The organism is Xanthomonas melonis (assembly GCF_020783655.1).
Lineage (GTDB): Bacteria > Pseudomonadota > Gammaproteobacteria > Xanthomonadales > Xanthomonadaceae > Xanthomonas > Xanthomonas melonis.
Genome location: NZ_JAJGQH010000002.1, coordinates 46,904 through 65,272, shown reverse-complemented (window position 1 = coordinate 65,272; position 18,369 = coordinate 46,904). Strand labels below are relative to the sequence as shown.

The window sequence follows — 18,369 nt, the reverse complement described above, 5'->3', positions numbered from 1 at the left end:
ACGATCACACACGATCAAGTAAGGTGCGCGGGCAGTCTTGTTTCGGCACCAGTCGTCACGTCCATGCAGGCGTTGGGCGGCGAGCGTCGATACCGATGCCGTGCAGCCATCGACGCGATGCGATCGGACGCTGCCGGGTGTTCGCTGTTCTCATCTCTCGAAGGAGGTTTGCATGTCCGTGGAATCCTTTACGCGCCGCCGCTTGCTTGCCGCTTTCGGCGGCGCGGGCATCCTGCTCGGCGCGCCTGCATGGGCGTTGCCCAAGAAGAAGCCCGGCAAGCCGCTCAACGTCGCCCTTGCAGGTCTTGGCAGCTACGCCAGCGAACAGCTGGCGCCTGGCCTGGCGCTGACCAAGCATTGCAAACTGGCCGGTATCGTCACTGGCACACCGTCGAAGATCGCGCAGTGGCAGTCCAAGTACGGCATCGCCGATCGCAATGTCTACTCTTACGAAAACTTCGACCGTATCGCCGATAACGACGACATCGATGTGGTGTACGTCGTCACCCCCACCCATCTGCATGCGCCGTTGACGCTGCGCGCGGCCGCGGCCGGCAAACACGTGTGGTGCGAAAAGCCGATGGCCATGCACGCGGGCGAGTGCGAGGCGATGATCGCGGCCTGCAAGCGCAACAAGGTAGCGCTGGCGATCGGTTACCGCATGCAGCACGAACCCAATACGCGGCGGTTGATCGCGATGGCCAGCGAACAGCCGTTCGGTGCGATGCAGCGCGTGCGTGCGGAGGCCGGCTACAACGGTTACCGCGATACCACCAAGGCGGACCGTCCGTGGCGCCTGCGTTCGCAGTTCGGTGGCGGTGCGATGTACGACATGGGCGTGTATTCGCTCAACGCGGCACGTTACACCGTCGGTGCCGAGCCATTGGCAGTGACCGCCAAGCGGTGGACCGATCGTCCCGAGCTGTTCGACGAAGTCGACGAGCATATGGACTTCACGCTGGAGTTCCCGAACGCCGTGCGTGCGCAATGCAAGACCAGCTTCGGCGCCAACATGAATGTGCTGCGTGCCGAATGCGAGCGGGGCTGGTACGAGCTGTCGCCGTTCCAGAGCTACCAGGGCGTGAAGGGCAAGGCCAGCGATGGCCGCGTGTTCGATGCCAAGGTGCCCCACCAGCAGGCGCTGCAGATGGACGAGGACGCACTTGCTATCATGAACGGCACGCCGCTGCGGGTCCCTGGCGAAGAAGGCCTGCGCGACATCCGCATCGTCGATGCGATCTATCGCTCTGCGCGGGAAGGCAGCAAACGCATCGTGCTGTAAGCGAGCCGGTTCCGGCGGCCGAGCGCCGCCGGGCATGGCATCACACAGCGGCAGCAGCGCATAAAACCAAGGAGCCGAGCAACCGCTTTTACGATTCCCGACTCCCGATCGCCCGCCTCATTCCCGCATCGCCAGCACCGTGATCTCTTCCCGATCGTGATACAGCTGCTTGGCACGGACGGTGAGCGATTTTTCGGCCTGTTCTTCGAACAGGTCCAGGCACAGGCGGGTTTCGTCCCACCGCTTCTTCATCGGCAGCTTCAGATTGAAGATGGCGTGGCGGCACCACCCTTCGCGGATCCAGGTGGCCATGCGTTCGGCCACGCGGCGCGGTTGTTCGACCATGTCGCAGACCATCCAGTCCAGCGGCTGGGCCGGCTTCCAGTGGAAGCCGTCGGCACGCAGGTGTTCGACCAGCCCGGTGGCCAGGACGTGCTCGCGCAACGGTCCGTTGTCGACGCTGGTGACATGCACATGCTGGCGGGTCAGTACCCAGGTCCAGCCGCCGGGTGCCGCGCCCAGGTCCGCGGCACGCATGCCGGGCTTGACCAGGCGTTCGCGTTCTTCGGGCGTGAGCAGGGTCAGCAGCGCTTCGTCGAGCTTGAGTGCAGAACGCGAAGGCGCCTCGGGCAGCAGTTTCAGCCGCGGAATCCCCAGTGGCCATGGCGCGCTGTCGCTGGCGTCGGCCACTGCCAGCAACGCGTGGTCGCCATCGAGAAAGCACACATGCAGGCGCGGCAGGCGCGATTGCGGTGTGGCGGTAAGCAGTCCGGCCTTGCGCAACGCCGGGCGCAGCGCGTTACCGAAGCTGCGTGCCAGCCCTGCCAGTGGTTTGCCTGCGTCCGAGTCCGGATGCTCCACCCACAGGTCGCCAAAGCGCGGTTGCTCGCCCAGCGTGGCCAGGATCGGCGTGATGCGGTCCTTGGGATCGATACCCCTGAGTTCGGCCACGACGACCAGCTTCTGTCGCGCAAAGATCAACTCGCGCCATTGCAGTCTGGCGGCCAGTTGCGCGGCGTCGTCGCAGACGAACAACACATAGCCGTCGTTACGCTGGGTGCGCGCATAGCCGGCAATGCCGACGAAGGCCGCGCGCGCGCTGAGTTCGGCCGCCAGCTCGGGCTCGAAGCCCTGGCGGCAATAGCAGAGCAGACCCTTCATCGCGAGGCTCGCAGCAAGCGGTCAATAATGATCACCGCCGCCCTCGCCATAGCTGCGCAACACCGCACAGGCCTGTTCGCGCTGCACGTCGCGTACCACCTCGATGCCACGACGGGTCAGTTCTCCTACCCAGTCCGTCGGCAGCGGGCCTTCGTCGAATTGGGTCAACGCCATCACGTCTTCGGCGCGCGCGCCGATCAGCAGCCGGTCGATGCCGGCCCACACCGTGGCGCCGTAGCATTGGCAGCAGGGCTGCGCGGAGGTTGCCAGGGTGATCGGTGCCAGCACATCGTTCAGGCGCGGGGTCTGCAGGCGCTGCTGCGCCAGCATGTAGGCCATGTTTTCCGCATGCGCCAGCGAGGTGGTCTGCGGCACCACGCGATTCACGGCCGCCGCAATGATGTGGTGGTCAGGGCCGAATACCACCGCGCCGAATGGGCCGCCGCTGCGCGCTTCCACATTCATCCGCGACAGCGCGATCGCCAGCGTCACCTTGTCGTCGTCGCTGGGGTAGGCGCGGCTGGCATCCACGAAGTCGTGGATCCAGGCGGGCAGGGTGAGGTGGACTTGCGCGTAGAGCATCGCTGGACGACCGAGAGAGAGCAGGCGAGCGGCGCAGTGTATCGGCCCGGGAGCGGTGCGCAAAACGGCGCCACCGCCGGAGAAGAACACGGCGTCCGCACAGCGGCACGGGGGCGTGCCGACCAGGCGCGTCGTCTGGGGCTATGCGGGGCGCCGCGGCCTGCACCTGGGCGCTATTTGGCCGTGCATTGGCCGGAAACGCACTGGCAGCCGCTGATCTCCTGGAACCCGCACACGCTCATCATTCCGCTGGATTGGCATTGCGCCATCACGCCGCCCGGATCGGTGGGGCTGTTGACGTTGACGCAGGCGGGAAACGCGCCGCAGCAGTTGCCCACGTTCTTGACGGTGCAATCCGCATCGACTTTGCAGGTGGTGACCACGGTCACCGGTTTGGCCGGTGTCGCCGGCGAAGGTGTCGCCGCTGTCGGAGCAGCCGCGACACAGCCGATCAGCGCCAATGAACACGCCAGAAGCAGACTGCTCAGAGACCAGGACAAGGTACGGGACATGCGGCTGCTCCGATCGCGAGAGTGAGTGGTCATGGTAATCCCTGAATCTCTGGCGTGCGGCAACCCGCCGCCCGGCCGCCGGTTCACACCGCATCCTGGCGGCGTGTCATCGCTGTTGCCAGGCCGGCGCAGCACCGCAGCCGTTGGCCAGCGTCAGTTGCTGCATGCTTTCGTCGCGGCGATCGGTCTGCGGCTGTTCGTCCTGCGGGGTCGGGGCAAACCGGCACAAGGCTTCGGCTGGGGTGATTGCTTGCGCGCCGTGTTGCGGCGGAGAACAGGCCATCAGGCCAATCGATAGCGAAAACACGATGCCGTAGAGCGTCTGCCGGTCTGGTCGTATCGGGCGCATGCGAGCGTTCCACTGGGCTCCACCGGCAATCTAAGTGCGGGCACGTGCCGATGGTTGCCGTCAGTTCGCTTCGGTATGCAGCGCTGCGCACCACAGCACGCCGATGAGCAGGCATGTGATCGCTGCCAGTTCCAATGGCGATGGCAACCGCATTTCCCAGGCGAACCCGTAGATCAACGCGAAGACCGTCTCGAACACGATCATCTGCCCGACCAGTGTCAGCGGCAGGACGCGGCTGGCGCGATTCCACAGCGCATTGCCGATCACCGAGGCCAGGATGCCCAGCAGAAGCGAGACCCCCCAGAAACCCGCCCAGTGAAGCGGTGCGTGCGCCGCGCTGCCGATCAGTGCCGCCGGTGCCAGCACCGCGGCCAGCGCGCCGGTCACCACGCCCGTCAGCAGCGACCAATCCGCACCGGAGAGATCCGGGCGACGGCGCAACCAGCGTGCATTGGCGATCGAATAGGCGGCCCATGACGCCAATGCCCCCACGGCGCACAGCAGGCCCGCGATGCGGGCAAGACGATCGCTCGCCTGTTGTCCGGTATCGTCCTGCACGGTATCCAGTGCAACCAGCGTCACCCCGATGACGCACAGCACGCACGGGGCGGCGAGTCGCCGCAGACTTATTGCACCCGCGGCCCGCGTACCGATGACGGTCACCACCACCGGCAATAGCCCGATGATCAGGGCGGTCGCTGCGCCGCCGGCCCACTGCACGGCGCTACCGAGCAAAACGTAGTAGATCAGATTGCCGAGCAGGCTCAGGCGGACCAGCGCCCACCACTCGGTGCGGCCGATACGGGCGAGGGTCTGTCGCGCGCGTGGTGCCAGCAACAGCGCGGCAACCGCGCCGTAGGACAGGTAGCGCGCCACCGCCAATTGCAGCGGCGTAAACGCGGACAACAGTTGCGGCGCCAGAAACACCAGCCCCCACAGGGCGCCTGCGCCGACACCGCAGGCCACCCCCGTCGCCAGACGCTCACGCATCGCAGCTCTCCTTCCCGCAGCGTCAGGCGTCGATCGATCCGCGCTGCGGCGCGTAATCGGACCAAGGTCCGCGCGGCATGTTCATGTCATTGCAGCCCTACCGCAGCTTGCATTCGCACCGCCCACACAACGACGGAGGCGCGCCGCCGTTCGCGTTGCGGTCGACTCGCCTGCCCCGACACTGTAGACGACAGCGCCGGGGGCGAGCACCGGATCACTTGGCCCAGGTATCGCGCAGAGTCACGCTGCGGTTGAAGACCGGCGTTGCGGCGCTGTGGTCGCGACGGTCGGCGACGAAGTAGCCGGTGCGCTCGAACTGGAATGCCTGCTCGGGCGCAGCCTGCGCGGCAGACGGTTCCACATACCCACGCACGCTGCGCTTGGAGTCGGGATTGAGATGATCGCGATAAGTCTTGCCTTCGGATTCATCGTCGGGCCTTTCCACCGAGAACAGACGGTCGTACAGGCGGATTTCCGCTTCCACCGCATGCGCTGCGCTGACCCAGTGAATGGTGCCCTTGACCTTGCGGTTGGCGCCCTCCATGCCTGGGCGCGACTCCGGATCCAGCCAGCCGCGCAGCTCCACGATCTCGCCGGCGGCGTTCTTGATCACCTCATCCACGCGCGCGATACCTGCGCCACGCAAACGGATTTCGCCACCGGGCACCAGCCGCTTCCAGCCCTTGGGCGGCACCTCGGCGAAATCCTCGCGCTCGATCCACAACTCGCGCGCGAAGGGCACCTCGCGCGTGCCGAAGCCTTCGTCCTTGGGGTGGTTGGAAAACTGCAGCGTCTCGGTGTGGCCTTCGGGCAGGTTGGTCAGCACCAGTTTGAGTGGGTCGATCACGGCCATGCGGCGCGGCGCAGCGGCGTCCAGGTCTTCGCGCAGGCATCCTTCCAGTACCGAGAAGTCGATCACCGAGTTCTGCTTGCTGATGCCCACGCGGTCCACGAACAGACGCATTGCCGCAGGCGTATAGCCGCGCCGGCGCAGGCCCTGCAAGGTATACATGCGCGGATCATCCCAACCGTCCACCAGCTGTTCTTCCACCAGCGCGGTGAGTTTGCGCTTGCTCATCACGGTGTAGTTGATGTTCAGCCGCGAGAACTCGATCTGGCGCGGTTTTGCGGCTTCGCGCGGCAGGCCCTTGTCCAATAGCGGCTGCAACAATTCCGGATGCGCCGCCAGATCCACCTTGTCCACGCACCAGTCGTACAACGGGCGGTGGTCCTCGAATTCCAGCGTGCACAGCGAATGGGTGATGCCTTCGATCGCATCGCCCAGCGAATGCGCGAAGTCGTACATCGGGTAGATCGGCCACGCATTGCCGGTGTTCTGGTGCTCCACATGCTTGATGCGGTACAGCGCCGGATCGCGCAGGTTGATGTTGCCGCTGGCCATGTCGATCCTGGCGCGCAGGGTGCGTGCGCCATCGGGAAATTCGCCCGCGCGCATGCGCCGGAACAGGTCCAGGTTCTCCTCCACCCCGCGCTCGCGGAACGGCGAGTTACGGCCGGGCTCGGTCAGCGTGCCGCGGTACTCGCGTACCTGTTCGGCGGACAGGTCGCAGACGAAGGCGTGACCGTCGCGGATCAGCTTTTCGGCCGCCAGGTAGTACACCTCGAAGTAGTCCGAGGCATGCCGCAGTTGCGCCCACTCGAAGCCCAGCCAGCGCACGTCGTCCTGGATGGCGGCGGCGAATTCGGGGTCTTCCTTGGCGGGGTTGGTGTCGTCCAGGCGCAGGTTGCACAGGCCGCCGAATTCGGCCGCCAGACCGAAGTCCAGGCAGATCGCCTTGGCGTGGCCGATATGCAGGTAGCCGTTCGGCTCGGGCGGGAAGCGCGTGCGGATGGCGGTGTGTTTGCCGCTGCTCAGATCCTCGCGGACGATCTGGCGGATGAAGTCTTTCTTCTCCGTCGGGGCGGTGGCGTCGGTGGCTGGGATCTCGGACATGCGCGCGTCAGCTTGGGTAAACCGCCAGTTTAGGCGGTGGCACCGGTTAGGGGTAGGCGCTGGCGCGCCGGCCGGTGTTCGGAATCGCCATCTGCCGCAGCGGGCCATCCGGAGACTGCCGTTGCCCCGCCGTGGGGGGCGGCGGCGGGCATCGTCTGCGAGCATGCAGGTGGCTGGCGGCTGCCGCCAGCCATGCGTACGCTGCGCCGACTGCCACAGGAGCGCGTCCCGCATGCCATTGCCCCGCCTGATCATCGGCGACAAGACCCTGTCTTCCTGGTCGCTGCGGCCCTGGCTGCTGTTGCGGCACTTCCAGGTGCCGTTCGAGGAAGTGCGCCTGCCGCTGGATACGCCCGAATTCCACGCACGCATCGCCGGCTATTCGCCCACCCGCCAGGTGCCGGTACTCTGGGACGACACGCTGCACGTCTGGGACTCGCTGGCGATCTGCGAGTACAGCAACGAGCGCTGGCTCGGCGGGCGTGGCTGGCCTGCCGACCTGGCCGTGCGCGCGCAGGCACGGGCGGCGGCGGCCGAAATGCATTCGGGCTTCGTCGCCCTGCGCACCCAGCTGCCGATGAATCTCGCCCGTCAGGCTGGCCCCGCGCAATGGGATGCGGCGGCCGAGCGCGATATCGCCCGCATCCAGACGCTATGGGCCAGCCTGCGCTCCCAGCATGGCCACGCCGGTGAGTTCCTGTGCGGCGAATTCGGCATCGTGGATGCTATGTACGCGCCGGTCGCCCTGCGCTTTGCCAGCTATGGCGTGCCGCTGTTCGAAGCGGCAGGCGATTACCTGGCCGCACTCGATGCGTTGCCGGCGTTGCGCCAGTGGCGCCTGGACGCCGAACGCGAACGTGCCGGGCGCGGCTGACATGCAGATCGCCTATCGCGCCAGCCACCTCATCGACGCGCATCTGGCCAAGCACGCGCTGGAAGATGCGGGCATCACCGCCTTCGTGTTCGGCGAATCGCTGTTGGGCGGCGCTGGCGAACTGCCGGCCTTCGGCGTATTGCAGGTCTGCGTGGCCGATATGCACCTGCGCCAGGCACAGGCAGTGCTGGCGGAGATCGGTTTGTGTGGCGAGGTCACCCGCGCGCTGTAGCGTTGTAGCGCGGAAGCAGCCCAGCGCCCAGCGTAGATAGCGTATCCGGGCGCGAGGAAGCTTTCCCGGTAGGGCCTGTCGCGCCCGGCTGCGTTGCTACGGCGCCTGCAGGCCTGGATCGGATTGCCGCCAGCCCGGTGGCGCCGCTTCCGGCGCCGCAAGCGCGCGCAGGCGTTTGAACAGCACGGTGGTTTCGGCCACGTTCCAGACCCGCAGCGCCACTTCGAAGGTGTCCAGCGGTTTGGTGAGGAAGTCCTTGGCGCCCAGGCCCAGGGCGCGGTGGCGCGCGCTGCGGCTGGGGTCGGCAGTCAGCACGATCACCGGCAGGAAGTGGTCTGGATCGGACCGCCGGGCCAGTTGTTCCAGCAGCGCGTAGCCGTCCAGCTCGGGCATCTTCAGATCCAGCAGGATCAGATCCGGCGCGAACGCCGACACCAGCCCCATCACCCGCAGCGGATCGGTGGTGGCGATCACCTGCTGGAAACCTTCGCGCTGCAGCAGGTCTTCGAGCAGCCGCACGTTGGCCGGCTCATCGTCGACGATGAGGATGCGGGAAGCGAGGATGTCGTCGCGCGTCATGCCAGGAGCCTATCGATCACGGTGAAGAATTCCGCCACGTCCAGCGGCTTGGTCAGATAGGCGCGCACGCCCTGATTGCCCACCCGGGCCAGGGTGGCCGTGGTGGCATCGGCGCTGATCACCACCACCGGCACCTGTGCGGTGGCCGGCTGCGCCTGTAGCTCGCGCAGCAGCTCCTCGCCGCTGCCGTCGCTCAGATGCAGGTCCAGCAGGATCAGATCCGGTATGGCTTGTTGCAGCAGCGTGCGCGCCTGCGCCAGGCTGGTCGCCTCGAACAGCTGCCATTGCGGGCGCCGCTCGGTCAGGGTGCGGATCAACGCCTGGTTGGACGGGTTGTCCTCGATGCTGAGCAGCCGGCACACGCCGCTGGCGCTGGCGCTGGGCGGCATCAGGGCGCGCGCAGGCGTCGTGTGGTGCGGTTCGCCCTGCGGCAGCGAGATCCAGAAGCGCGCACCGTCGCGGCTACTGTCCACCCCGATCTGCCCGCCCATCGCTTCGATCAGCTTCTTGCTCAGTGCCAGCCCCAGGCCGGTGCCTTCCACCGCCGAACGCTCGGCGCCCAGCCGTTCGAATGGCGTAAACAGGCGCTCGATCTGGGGCGGCGTCAAACCCTGGCCCTGATCGGCCACGGTGATGCGCACCTGCCCGCCGTCCGCCTGTGCGCTCACCTGCACCTGGCCGCCGGGGCGATTGAATTTCACCGCATTGGACAGCAGGTTGAGCAGGATCTGACGCAGCCGCTGCGCATCGGCACGCACCGTCCAGGCGCCCTCGATGGCCGCCGGCTGCAGGCGGATGCCGTGCTTGTCGGCATCCGGAGCGATCAGGCCCAGGGCTTCGTGGACCGCCGCGTCCACCGGCACCGGCTCCGGGCTCAGGTCCAGCTGGTCGGCCTCGATGCGGGCGATGTCCAGCAGTTCGGTGATCAGCCCCAGCAGATGCCGGCCGGCACCGAGAATGTGCTGCAGATGGCGTCGCGGTCCCGGTTCGGGCAGATCCATTTCCAGTACCTGTGCGTAACCCAGGATGGCGTTGAGTGGGGTGCGCAGTTCGTGGCTGCTGCGGGACAGGAACTCGGTTTTTGCGTGGTTGGCGGTTTCCGCCTCGCGTCGCGCCAGTTGTGCTTCGGCCGCGCGCGCGGCCAGCAGTTCGCTGGCCTGCGCCAGCCGTTGCCCGACCTGGCCCAGTTCATCGCCGGCACGCGGCTGTGGGGCCAGTGGCAACCCTTCACCCAGGCGGTCGGCGTTGGCGGCCAGGGTACGCAACCGCCCGGACAGCGCCGAGGCGAACCAGGCCACGGCGAACACCGCGCCCAGGCCGCCCAGCATCGCCGCGCTCAACGTGATGATGAGATTGCGCTGCCGCAGGCCTTGCGCCTTGGCGCTGCGCACCTGCAGTTGCGCGGTCTCGTAGTTGCGCAGCTCGCGCAGTTCCGCACGCAGGATGTCGAGCTTGTACTTGCCATCCCACAGCTGCCGGATCTCTTCTTCGCGGCTCAGGTCCGGTGCCAGCAGGCGGCGCCACCCCTGCATCTTCTCCGCGAACAACGGTTTGATGCGCGCAAAGCGCTGCGCCTGCACCGGGTCGGTGATGCGTTGCGAGAGCCGGTCGGCCACGCCCTGCAGACGCGGTTCGGCGTCGCGGTAAGGCGTCAGGAATTCATCCCGACGCACCAGCCGATAGCCACGGACGCCGGCCGCCGTTTCCGCCAGCAGTGCGTGCGCCTCGTACAGGTCGCTCAACACTTCCAGGGTCTGGCGAACGTCGTTCTCGGCGGCGATGTTCTGCCGCTCCACGCTGTAGATCGCCATCAACGCGACCGCCAGCAACAGCAACGGCAAGGTGACCACCGCAAGGCTCTTGCGGGTGATCGGCCAATCGTTCCAACGCACCGCCAATGCATTCATAGCGCGAGTCCGGCTTGGACCGCGTACACCGCGGCCTGGGTGCGATCTTTTACCTCAAGTTTCTGCAGGATGCGCTCGACATGCACCTTCACCGTTCCCGGAGAAATTCCCAGTTCAGCAGCGAGGCTGGCGTTGGTGAGTCCGCGCGGAAGCAGCGACAACACCTGCTTTTCGCGTTTGCTCAAGGCGTTGAGGCGGTCGTCCTGCAGCGGTTTGCGCCGACGCGTGGCCACCGGCCTGGCCGGTTCGGCCACCATCGCGGGCAGCAGTAGTGCGAACGCCTGCAGCGCCTGCACATCGTCGTTGCCCGGTGCTGGGCGATTGTCGCTCCAGGCAACGCACAGCATGCCGTGGCTGCTGCCCATCGCCTGGATGGGCACCCTGGCCTCGCGGATGTCGAGCGGGCGCGGCGGCAGCAACCAGCCCGCCTCGTGGCTGTCGCCGGCGGCGCTGGCGCCGGGCGGCAGGGCACGCCCCCGGCTGGCCACGATCAAGGTGCGTGGCCAGCGCTGGGCGAGCACCGCGCCATCCTCCAGGCCCAGCAACAGCAGCACGCGCGCCAGCACCGCATCGCTCGCCTGCTCCGGCGTGGTGGCATGGCGCAACGCCACGGTCGCCTCCCACAGCGCCTGCCAGCGCGCGCCATCGGACGCTTCGCGGCGCAGGGCCTGGCGCCAATCCCCTGCATTGGTGGGGGTTTCCATGGGTTCTCTCTAGGCCGATCAGCATATTTGAGTATATGCCAACCGGCAGAATTGTTGGGGTCGCTTGATTTCGATACTGAGCTCGCCCGCTTAGGCACCCCTAACTCAACTCGGAGATTTCCCCATGCGTCGCACCCTTGCTTCCCTGGTTCTGGCTCTGGCCGCCACCCCGGCGTTGGCTGGCGGCGTGATGCATTACACCGACAAGGCCAAGCTGCCGGCCGCAGGCGAGGAGCGCGAGGTGGCCGCACTGTTCGATACCTGGAATGCGGCGCTTGCCACCGGCAATCCGCACAAGGTGGCCGACCTGTATGCGCCCGACGGCGTGCTGTTGCCGACGGTCTCCAACGAAGTGCGTGCCTCGCGCGAGCAGATCGAGAAGTATTTCGAGATGTTCCTGACCAAGAAGCCCAAGGGCGTGGTCAATTACCGCACCGTGCGCGTGCTGGACGACGACAGCGCGGTGGATGCCGGCGTCTACACCTTCACCCTGACCGACAAGGACGGCAAGAAGACCGACGTGCAGGCGCGCTACACCTTCGTCTACGAAAAGCGCGAGGGCAAGTGGCTGATCATCAATCACCACAGCTCGGCGATGCCGGAAGTGGATACGCGTGCGGCGGTCGCCAAGGCCAAGTAAGCCGGGTCGGTTGTGCGCGCCGGCCGGACAGGCTTGAAAGCCGCCCCGGTCGGCGCCATCCAGCAGGCAATCCTCACGATTGCGGAGTTGCACCATGCTGGGAATCGGCGCTTTCAAACAACGCATGCCTCGCCCGGGCGAGGCGCTTCCAGGACGCGACCAGGCACTGCCGTTGCATAACACGCATCTGATCAACGGGCACCCGTTGCGCGGCGAGTTCACTGGACTAGCTCAGGTGCAATTCGGGCTGGGCTGCTTCTGGGGTGCCGAGCGCAAGTTCTGGAACGTGCCGGGCGTCTACACCACGGCGGTGGGCTATGCCGGCGGCGAAACGCCCAATGCCACCTACGGCGAAGTGTGTTCCGGGCAGACCGGCCACACCGAAGCGGTGCTGGTGGTGTACGACGCGCAATCGGTGTCGTTCTCGCAACTGTTGCGCACGTTCTGGGAGAGCCACGACCCCACCCAGGGCATGCGTCAGGGCAACGATGTCGGCACGCAATACCGCTCGGCCATTTACTGCACAACGCAAGAGCAATACGACGCCGCGCTTGCCAGCCGCGATGCCTACCAGCAACAGCTGGACGCCGCGGGTTATGGCGCGATCACCACGGAGATCCGTTTTCCGGCGCCTGCTTTCTATTACGCCGAAGACGATCACCAGCAATACCTCGCCAAGCACCCCAACGGGTATTGCGGACTTGGCGGAACGGGAGTGAGCTGCCCGATCGGGCTGGATGCCTGACGGAAAGGCGAGGCCGGATCCAGGCGCTGTCCACGCCAGCGTGGTCGCGTCGCGATGGCCGTCAGCGACCGGCAGCGTCATCACGACAGGCAGCGCATGGGAGTGCATGCCAGGCAACTTCAATGGCTACGTCGGAGACGACGTGGCCATCTTTTTGTGCGGCGTGCGCAAGATGCGGCGGCGCCCCCGCGCGTGGCTCATCGGCGAATCGGCCCGGCGGAGGATTGCGGTCAATCCCTGCAGCTCGTCGGTGCAATGGATCGGTGCGGCGATCCACCGCATCCACGCCGTGCGGCCCCTGCGCCGGGGGCACGCCTGAGTCCGTTGGATCAGACAAACTCGCCGGCGAACATGCCGCGGAGTTGGGCAAGCATGTCGGTGCGCTCCGGATGCAGCAGGCGCATGCAGGCCACCGCGAAGCCGACCGGACTGGTGCCCGGTGCGGTGATGAGGCTGTCGGCGGTGACGACCTTCTCGTGACGGAACTGGTGGGCGCCGGCGTACGGCACCACGTGTTCCTGCAGAAACGCCAGCGAATTGCTGGTGTGGGCGCGTTCGTCCAGCAAGCCGGCGTAAGCCAGGGCGAGGGTGGCGCCACAGATCGCTGCGACCGGACGCTGCTGCTGTACGCGTTCGACCAGCAGCCCGCTCAGGCCCGGGATCTCGCCGGCCTGCCAGCGCTCGCTGCCGGGCAGGATCCACAGGTCCGCCTCCAGCGGCGCAAGATCCGAGAGTGCGAATTCCGGCGTGATACGCAGCCCGCCGATGGATTGCACCGGCTGACCGTCGATGCTGGCGATGGCCACCTGGTCGCCGAACCACTCGCGCGCCGCCGGGAGTACCACGCCGATTTCCCAGTCGGCCACGCCATCGACCATCACCACTGCAATGTTTGCCATTGTCCGCCAGCCCGTTGAGGAATCCGGATTCTAGGCAGTGCGCGGTGCGGGATTGTAAGCGTCGTGTGGAGAAACGCTGTCGTGCGCGACTGCCGGGCGGCGCGGCTCACCTGGTCGGAGGGACGCAGCCGACGCCTGCCTGCTCGACTGAGTCTTCGATCGACCACAAGTCAGGTGAGGTGCGCCATCGGTCAAGGAGCATCGCTCGGCATCGCTGCTGCCAGTGTCGTCCACTCCGCCCGCAGTGAGATGGCCTGGGCGGCGTGACGCAGGCGCGCACCGCGGTGAGGTGACGCTTGCCCGCGACGGAATGACGTCCGCACGTCTGTCGCTGCCGCGCTGGCTGCCGGCTGCGCAGCCGGCAGCTCCCGACGAAAACGCCCGCAGCCATCGGCCGCGGGCGTCGGTGTCGTGCATTGCCTGCGGAGGTCAGCCGGCCAGCTTATCGGCGATGGTCTTGCGCAGGGCCTGCAGATCCTTGGCAAAGGTGTCGATGCCGCCGGCCAGCTTCTCGGTGGCCATCGGGTCCGCCGCCAGATCCTTGGCAAAGCGGTCGGCGTCGATCGGGGTGATCTGCGCGTTGTCGGGCTGGACCGGCGAGAGCTTGCGCGGCAGTTCGCCATGCTCGGCGTCGAGCTTCTCCAGCAGATCCGGCGACATGGTCAGGCGGTCGCAGCCGGCCAACGCTTCGATCTGCGCGGTGGAGCGGAACGACGCGCCCATCACCACGGTGGAAGAGCCGCGGCGCTTGAACGCCTCGTACACCTTGCGCACGAAGACCACACCCGGGTCTTCGTCGATGCTGGCCGGGGTCTGCCCTTGCGCGACGTAGTAGTCCAGGATGCGGCCGACGAACGGGGAAATCAGGAACACGCCGGCCTCGGCGCAGGCCAGCGCCTGGGAGTGGTTGAAGATCAGCGTCAGGTTGCAGTCGATGCCTTCGCGCTGGAGCTGGCGCGCGGCGTCGATGCCTTCCCAGGTGGCTGCGATCTTGATCAGGATCTTGTCCTTGGAGATGCCGCGCTCGGCGTACATCGCGATGAGCTTGCGCGCCTTGTCGATGGTGGCCTGGGTGTCGTGCGCCAGGTCGGCGTCGACTTCGGTGGAAACGCGGCCGGGCACCAGTCCGGCCAGCTTGATGCCGACGCCGACAGTCAGGCGGTCGGCGACTTCGTTGACGGTGGCATTGCGATCGTCGCCGCCGTGTTCACGGCCCCAGGCAAGCTCGCGCTCGATCAGGTCGGCGTAGATCGGCAGATCCAGTGCCTTCTTGACCAGGGTGGGATTGGTGGTGCAGTCGACCGGCTTGAGACGTTTGATCGCGTCGAAATCGCCGGTATCGGCGACCACCACGGACAGGTCGCGCAGTTGGGCAAGCTTGGAGGGGGATGCAGTCATGCGGGTTCTCTCGAATCGTGGAGCGGATCGGGGGATGACACAGCGCGCTACGTTAACGCGCCGCGCGCTGGAAGTCGCCCGCGGATGCGGGGCGATCGTGTACGGCGCTCACGCGCAGGCGTAGATCGCGCCCATCGGGCGTGCGCCAGTCGATGCTCTGGCCGACCGACAGGCCGAACAATGCGCTGCCAACCGGCGCAAGCACCGAGATGCGACCCTGTTGGACATCGGCTTCGTGCGGGTACACCAGCGTGAGCGTATGTCGCTCGCCATGCAGTTCGTCTTCGCAGTCGATGCGCGAATGCATGGTGACGACGTCGCCGGGCATGTCCTCGGGCGGCAATACATTGGCGCGGCCCAGTTCGTCGCTCAGCGCGGCTGCGGCAGGATGCTGGTGAAACGCGGGGGAATCCAGCAAGGCTTCCAGTCTTGCCAGATCGTGGCTGGAGACCAGGATGGAGGGTGGCAAACCGCTGCGGTGTTGCGATGTCATGGCGTTCTCCTCGGACAGGCTCGCCGACATGGCAAGCGTTCCTTCGAACGTGAGGGCGCCAAGGACCGATCGCAATGCATCACCTCGCATGCGCGGCGCTCCCCCAGCAGATCACGCATCGCGGCGACGACCTGTGCCAATGCGTGACCGGGTAACGGCGCCGACGCGGTGCAATCGTGGGCTGAAGTGCGCGATACCGGAGTCGCAGCTTATCCGGGCATGGCTGGGAACCAGCATTCCAGCCGATCCGATCAAAGCGACGCATCAGCACCGCTCTGATCGATACCGGCAGAATCCTGCACCAAACAAGCGCAGCCATGATGCTGTACCGAATCCCGAATCCCGAATCCCGAATCCTCAGGCCGCAACCGCCTTGGGCCCGGTAGCAGGCTGATCCAGCGCGAACAGTGCTTCCGGCAGTTCCTTGAACAGCTGCGACAGCTGCTCGAGGAAGCACGTCATTGCCGAACTGCGGCGCCATACCATGGCGATGCGGCGGCTGGGTTGCTTGTCCTCGCGGAAGCGGATCAGCCGGATACTGTCCGAGCGCGCCACCGGCGGCTTGACGGCCAGCAGCGGCAGCAGGGTCACGCCGACATTGGCCGCGACCATCTGGCGCAGGGTTTCCAGGCTGGTGGCCTGGAATTCGGATTTTTCCAGAGCGCCGGCCAGATGGCAGACGTCCAGCGCCTGCTCGCGCAGGCAGTGGCCGTCTTCGAGCAGCAGCAGGCGTTGTTCGGACAGATCGTCCAACGTCATGCTGTCGTGGTTCGCCAGCGGATGGGCGTCGGGCACGGCCAGCACGAAAGGCTCCTCGAACAGGAATTCGGCATGCAGCTGGTCGTCCTGCAGCGGCAGCGCCAGCAGCGCTGCGTCCAGGCGGCCTTCGCGCAACTGGTGCATCAGCTGGTCGCTCTTTTCTTCGATCAGCAGCAGTTCCAGGCGCGGGAAACGCTCGCGGATGCGCGGCACCACGTGCGGCAACAGATATGGCGCAAGCGTAGGGAAGATGCCCAGCCGCACGGTGCCCGCTTCCGGGTCCTGGCTGCGACGGGCAGCTTCCTTCATCTGCTCCACCTCCGCAACGATGCCGCGCGCGCGCATGGCCGCCTCGCGACCGGCCGGCGTGAGCATCACCTTGCGCGGAGCACGCTCCACCAGCGGAACGCCGAGCTCGTCCTCGAGCTTCTTGATCTGGGTGGAAAGGGTGGGCTGGCTGACGAAACATGCCGTCGCGGCGCGGCCGAAATGCTTGTGGTCGGCCAGGGCGACCAGATACTTCAGGTCACGCAGATTCATGTGCAGCAGCCCTCGTAGCGGTTGCGGTTGGACTGACGTGTGGAAGCAGCTTACGCCGCCCGTGCGCGGGCGGCGGTTGAGCGGCTGCGCTTAAGCGGCCTCTGCCACGTTTTCGGCGCTGACCGGTGCGCTGGAGCGGATCAGATAGTCGAACGCGCTCAGGGCCGCCTTGGAGCCTTCACCCATCGCGATGACGATCTGCTTGTACGGCACGGTGGTGGCATCGCCGGCAGCGAACACACCCGGCACATTGGTCTGCCCACGGTCGTCGACGATGATCTCGCCACGCGCCGACAATTCCACCGTGCCGCGCAGGAACTCGGTATTGGGCAGCAGGCCGATCTGCACGAACACACCTTCCAGCTCGATATGCTGGGTGTCGCCGCCGGTGCGGTCGGTGTAGACCAGGCCGGTGACCTTCTGCCCGTCGCCCAGCACCTCGGTGGTCTGTGCGCTGGTGATGATGCGCACGTTGTGCAGGCTGCGCAGCTTGCGTTGCAGCACTTCGTCGGCACGCAGTTTGTCGTCGAATTCCACCAGGGTGACGTGCGCCACGATGCCGGCCAGATCGATCGCCGCTTCCACGCCGGAGTTGCCGCCGCCGATCACTGCCACGCGCTTGCCCTTGAACAGCGGCCCGTCGCAGTGCGGGCAGTAGGCCACGCCCTTGTTCTTGTACTGGTCTTCGCCCGGCACGTTCATCTGCCTCCAGCGCGCACCGGTGGACAGGATCACGGTCTTGCTCCTGAGCGAAGCGCCGTTGGCCAGTTTGATCTCGATCAGGCCATCGGCACCGGCCGGGATCAGCTGCTCGGCGCGCTGCAGGTTCATGATGTCCACCTCGTACTGGCGCACGTGCTGTTCGAGCGCGGCGGCCATCCTGGGACCTTCGGTTTCCGGCACCGAGATGAAGTTCTCGATCGACATGGTGTCCAGCACCTGGCCACCGAAACGCTCGGCAGCCACGCCGGTGCGGATGCCCTTGCGTGCGGCATACACCGCCGCAGCCGAGCCGGCCGGGCCACCGCCGACCACGAGCACGTCGAAGGCGTCCTTGGTGGCGATCCTGGCGGCATCGCGCTTGGCGGCGTTGGTGTCGAGTTTGGCGACGATCTGCTCCAGCGTCATGCGGCCCTGGTCGAACAGCTCACCATTCAGGTACACGGTGGGCACCGACATGATCTGTCGGGTCTGCACTTCGTCCTGGAACAGCGCGCCATCGATGGCGACATGCTGGATGCGCGGGTTGAGCACCGCCGCCAGGTTCAAGGCCTGCACCACGTCGGGGCAGTTCTGGCACGACAGCGAAAAATAGGTTTCGAACCGGTAGTCGCCTTCCAGGTGCTGCACCTGCTCGATCAGCTCGGCGGTCGCTTTGGAAGGGTGCCCGCCCACCTGCAGCAGCGCCAGCACCAGCGAGGTGAATTCATGACCCATCGGCAGGCCGGCAAAGCGCAGCGAGATGTCCTGGCCCGGCGTGGTCAGCGCGAAGGAGGGCTTGCGCTGGTCGTCGTCGCGATGCGCTTCCAGGGTGATCTTGTCCGACAGCAGCACCAGGTCCTCCAACAGGTCGAGCATTTCGCGCGAGGCGGGGCTGTCGTCGATCGATGCATGGATCTGGATCGGGCGCGTCACCCGTTCCAGGTAGGCGGTCAGCTGGGTCTTGAGATTGGCATCCAACACGGAGAACTCCTGGGAATAGGCAAGGGGAGGGCGTGACGTCGCTGCGCGGACGCAGTTCGCCTGGGGAGGGGAGAGGTGAACCGCAG

The 18,369-nt window shown here is 66.4% G+C and carries 20 protein-coding genes; 6 read left to right on the top strand and 14 right to left on the bottom strand.

The window, feature by feature from the left end; translation table 11 throughout:
• Positions 1-172: 172 nt before the first annotated feature.
• Positions 173-1,282 (top strand): Gfo/Idh/MocA family protein, encoded by a 1,110-nt coding sequence (locus LL964_RS02115; RefSeq protein ID WP_104584772.1) that lies wholly within the window; start codon positions 173-175, stop codon positions 1,280-1,282.
• Between the two features lie 117 nt (positions 1,283-1,399).
• Here LL964_RS02115 and rlmM read toward each other — a convergent pair whose 3' ends face one another.
• The 6 genes from rlmM to LL964_RS02085 all read right to left on the bottom strand — a co-directional run bounded on the left by rlmM (position 1,400) and on the right by LL964_RS02085 (position 6,830).
• Positions 1,400-2,443, bottom strand: coding sequence for a 23S rRNA (cytidine(2498)-2'-O)-methyltransferase RlmM (gene rlmM / locus LL964_RS02110; protein ID WP_104584770.1), 1,044 nt, complete (start codon positions 2,441-2,443; stop codon positions 1,400-1,402).
• A gap of 21 nt (positions 2,444-2,464) precedes the next feature.
• Positions 2,465-3,025: a nucleoside deaminase gene (locus LL964_RS02105; RefSeq protein WP_104584769.1), complete on the bottom strand. Its 561-nt coding sequence runs from the start codon at positions 3,023-3,025 to the stop codon at positions 2,465-2,467.
• Between the two features lie 173 nt (positions 3,026-3,198).
• Positions 3,199-3,537: a hypothetical protein gene (locus LL964_RS02100; protein WP_104584768.1), complete on the bottom strand. Its 339-nt coding sequence runs from the start codon at positions 3,535-3,537 to the stop codon at positions 3,199-3,201.
• Between the two features lie 106 nt (positions 3,538-3,643).
• Complete coding sequence (locus LL964_RS02095; RefSeq protein WP_228329365.1) at positions 3,644-3,886, bottom strand: hypothetical protein; 243 nt, start codon at positions 3,884-3,886, stop codon at positions 3,644-3,646.
• A 60-nt stretch (positions 3,887-3,946) separates the two neighbouring features.
• Entirely contained in the window at positions 3,947-4,876 is a 930-nt protein-coding gene (locus LL964_RS02090) for a DMT family transporter (protein ID WP_104584766.1), read from the bottom strand.
• 214 nt (positions 4,877-5,090) lie between these two features.
• Positions 5,091-6,830 (bottom strand): glutamine--tRNA ligase/YqeY domain fusion protein, encoded by a 1,740-nt coding sequence (locus LL964_RS02085; RefSeq protein ID WP_104584764.1) that lies wholly within the window; start codon positions 6,828-6,830, stop codon positions 5,091-5,093.
• 232 nt (positions 6,831-7,062) lie between these two features.
• On the opposite strand from LL964_RS02085, the gene LL964_RS02080 reads away from it, so the two are divergent.
• Together LL964_RS02080 and LL964_RS02075 are read left to right on the top strand one after the other, a co-directional pair.
• The gene (locus tag LL964_RS02080; RefSeq protein ID WP_104584762.1) at positions 7,063-7,704 is read left to right on the top strand and encodes a glutathione S-transferase family protein; all 642 of its coding nucleotides are present in this window, start codon (positions 7,063-7,065) and stop codon (positions 7,702-7,704) included.
• 1 nt (position 7,705) lies between these two features.
• Positions 7,706-7,936, top strand: a complete 231-nt coding sequence (locus tag LL964_RS02075; RefSeq protein WP_104584761.1) for a putative signal transducing protein — start codon at positions 7,706-7,708, stop codon at positions 7,934-7,936.
• A gap of 96 nt (positions 7,937-8,032) precedes the next feature.
• Here LL964_RS02075 and LL964_RS02070 read toward each other — a convergent pair whose 3' ends face one another.
• Genes LL964_RS02070 through LL964_RS02060 form a run of 3 tightly spaced genes read right to left on the bottom strand, consistent with a single transcriptional unit; the run spans position 8,033 to position 11,126 of the window.
• Positions 8,033-8,515 (bottom strand): response regulator, encoded by a 483-nt coding sequence (locus LL964_RS02070; protein ID WP_104584759.1) that lies wholly within the window; start codon positions 8,513-8,515, stop codon positions 8,033-8,035.
• Positions 8,512-10,422 carry an ATP-binding protein gene (locus LL964_RS02065; RefSeq protein WP_104584757.1) on the bottom strand — a complete coding sequence of 637 codons (1,911 nt, stop codon included), beginning with the start codon at positions 10,420-10,422 and terminating at the stop codon, positions 8,512-8,514. Before LL964_RS02065 ends, LL964_RS02070 begins: the two co-directional genes overlap by 4 nt.
• The gene (locus tag LL964_RS02060) at positions 10,419-11,126 is read right to left on the bottom strand and encodes a helix-turn-helix transcriptional regulator (RefSeq protein WP_104584755.1); all 708 of its coding nucleotides are present in this window, start codon (positions 11,124-11,126) and stop codon (positions 10,419-10,421) included. Before LL964_RS02060 ends, LL964_RS02065 begins: the two co-directional genes overlap by 4 nt.
• 124 nt (positions 11,127-11,250) lie before the next feature.
• Here LL964_RS02060 and LL964_RS02055 point away from each other — a divergent pair, with 124 nt between their 5' ends.
• The 3 genes from LL964_RS02055 (at position 11,251) to LL964_RS02045 (ending at position 12,830) form a co-directional block, all read left to right on the top strand.
• Complete coding sequence (locus LL964_RS02055) at positions 11,251-11,766, top strand: SgcJ/EcaC family oxidoreductase (protein WP_104584753.1); 516 nt, start codon at positions 11,251-11,253, stop codon at positions 11,764-11,766.
• Between the two features lie 94 nt (positions 11,767-11,860).
• Entirely contained in the window at positions 11,861-12,511 is a 651-nt protein-coding gene (gene msrA, locus LL964_RS02050) for a peptide-methionine (S)-S-oxide reductase MsrA (RefSeq protein WP_104584751.1), read from the top strand.
• Between the two features lie 106 nt (positions 12,512-12,617).
• Positions 12,618-12,830 carry a hypothetical protein gene (locus LL964_RS02045; protein WP_104584749.1) on the top strand — a complete coding sequence of 71 codons (213 nt, stop codon included), beginning with the start codon at positions 12,618-12,620 and terminating at the stop codon, positions 12,828-12,830.
• A gap of 10 nt (positions 12,831-12,840) precedes the next feature.
• On the opposite strand, the gene LL964_RS02040 is transcribed toward LL964_RS02045, so the two are convergent.
• The 5 genes from LL964_RS02040 to ahpF form a co-directional block, all read right to left on the bottom strand.
• The gene (locus LL964_RS02040; protein ID WP_104584747.1) at positions 12,841-13,410 is read right to left on the bottom strand and encodes a type 1 glutamine amidotransferase family protein; all 570 of its coding nucleotides are present in this window, start codon (positions 13,408-13,410) and stop codon (positions 12,841-12,843) included.
• Positions 13,411-13,839: 429 nt separating this feature from the next.
• A complete protein-coding gene (gene tal / locus LL964_RS02035) occupies positions 13,840-14,808 on the bottom strand; it encodes a transaldolase (protein ID WP_104584745.1) in 969 nt (322 codons plus the stop codon).
• Positions 14,809-14,860: 52 nt separating this feature from the next.
• Positions 14,861-15,301: a nucleoside diphosphate kinase regulator gene (gene rnk / locus LL964_RS02030; RefSeq protein WP_104585553.1), complete on the bottom strand. Its 441-nt coding sequence runs from the start codon at positions 15,299-15,301 to the stop codon at positions 14,861-14,863.
• Positions 15,302-15,658: 357 nt separating this feature from the next.
• Positions 15,659-16,600: a LysR substrate-binding domain-containing protein gene (locus tag LL964_RS02025; RefSeq protein WP_104584743.1), complete on the bottom strand. Its 942-nt coding sequence runs from the start codon at positions 16,598-16,600 to the stop codon at positions 15,659-15,661.
• 90 nt (positions 16,601-16,690) lie between these two features.
• Positions 16,691-18,283, bottom strand: a complete 1,593-nt coding sequence (gene ahpF / locus LL964_RS02020) for an alkyl hydroperoxide reductase subunit F (protein WP_104584741.1) — start codon at positions 18,281-18,283, stop codon at positions 16,691-16,693.
• Positions 18,284-18,369 lie beyond the last annotated feature (86 nt).

Excerpts from the sequence above, each read along its gene's own strand:
- LL964_RS02115 (WP_104584772.1), top strand. The coding sequence starts at position 173 with ATGTCCGTGGAATCCTTTACGCGCCGCCGCTTGCTTGCCGCTTTCGGC.
- rlmM (WP_104584770.1), bottom strand. The coding sequence starts at position 2,443 with ATGAAGGGTCTGCTCTGCTATTGCCGCCAGGGCTTCGAGCCCGAGCTG.
- LL964_RS02105 (WP_104584769.1), bottom strand. The coding sequence starts at position 3,025 with ATGCTCTACGCGCAAGTCCACCTCACCCTGCCCGCCTGGATCCACGAC.
- LL964_RS02100 (WP_104584768.1), bottom strand. The coding sequence starts at position 3,537 with ATGTCCCGTACCTTGTCCTGGTCTCTGAGCAGTCTGCTTCTGGCGTGT.
- LL964_RS02095 (WP_228329365.1), bottom strand. The coding sequence starts at position 3,886 with ATGCGCCCGATACGACCAGACCGGCAGACGCTCTACGGCATCGTGTTT.
- LL964_RS02090 (WP_104584766.1), bottom strand. The coding sequence starts at position 4,876 with ATGCGTGAGCGTCTGGCGACGGGGGTGGCCTGCGGTGTCGGCGCAGGC.
- LL964_RS02085 (WP_104584764.1), bottom strand. The coding sequence starts at position 6,830 with ATGTCCGAGATCCCAGCCACCGACGCCACCGCCCCGACGGAGAAGAAA.
- LL964_RS02080 (WP_104584762.1), top strand. The coding sequence starts at position 7,063 with ATGCCATTGCCCCGCCTGATCATCGGCGACAAGACCCTGTCTTCCTGG.
- LL964_RS02075 (WP_104584761.1), top strand. The coding sequence starts at position 7,706 with ATGCAGATCGCCTATCGCGCCAGCCACCTCATCGACGCGCATCTGGCC.
- LL964_RS02070 (WP_104584759.1), bottom strand. The coding sequence starts at position 8,515 with ATGACGCGCGACGACATCCTCGCTTCCCGCATCCTCATCGTCGACGAT.
- LL964_RS02065 (WP_104584757.1), bottom strand. The coding sequence starts at position 10,422 with ATGAATGCATTGGCGGTGCGTTGGAACGATTGGCCGATCACCCGCAAG.
- LL964_RS02060 (WP_104584755.1), bottom strand. The coding sequence starts at position 11,126 with ATGGAAACCCCCACCAATGCAGGGGATTGGCGCCAGGCCCTGCGCCGC.
- LL964_RS02055 (WP_104584753.1), top strand. The coding sequence starts at position 11,251 with ATGCGTCGCACCCTTGCTTCCCTGGTTCTGGCTCTGGCCGCCACCCCG.
- msrA (WP_104584751.1), top strand. The coding sequence starts at position 11,861 with ATGCTGGGAATCGGCGCTTTCAAACAACGCATGCCTCGCCCGGGCGAG.
- LL964_RS02045 (WP_104584749.1), top strand. The coding sequence starts at position 12,618 with ATGCCAGGCAACTTCAATGGCTACGTCGGAGACGACGTGGCCATCTTT.
- LL964_RS02040 (WP_104584747.1), bottom strand. The coding sequence starts at position 13,410 with ATGGCAAACATTGCAGTGGTGATGGTCGATGGCGTGGCCGACTGGGAA.
- tal (WP_104584745.1), bottom strand. The coding sequence starts at position 14,808 with ATGACTGCATCCCCCTCCAAGCTTGCCCAACTGCGCGACCTGTCCGTG.
- rnk (WP_104585553.1), bottom strand. The coding sequence starts at position 15,301 with ATGACATCGCAACACCGCAGCGGTTTGCCACCCTCCATCCTGGTCTCC.
- LL964_RS02025 (WP_104584743.1), bottom strand. The coding sequence starts at position 16,600 with ATGAATCTGCGTGACCTGAAGTATCTGGTCGCCCTGGCCGACCACAAG.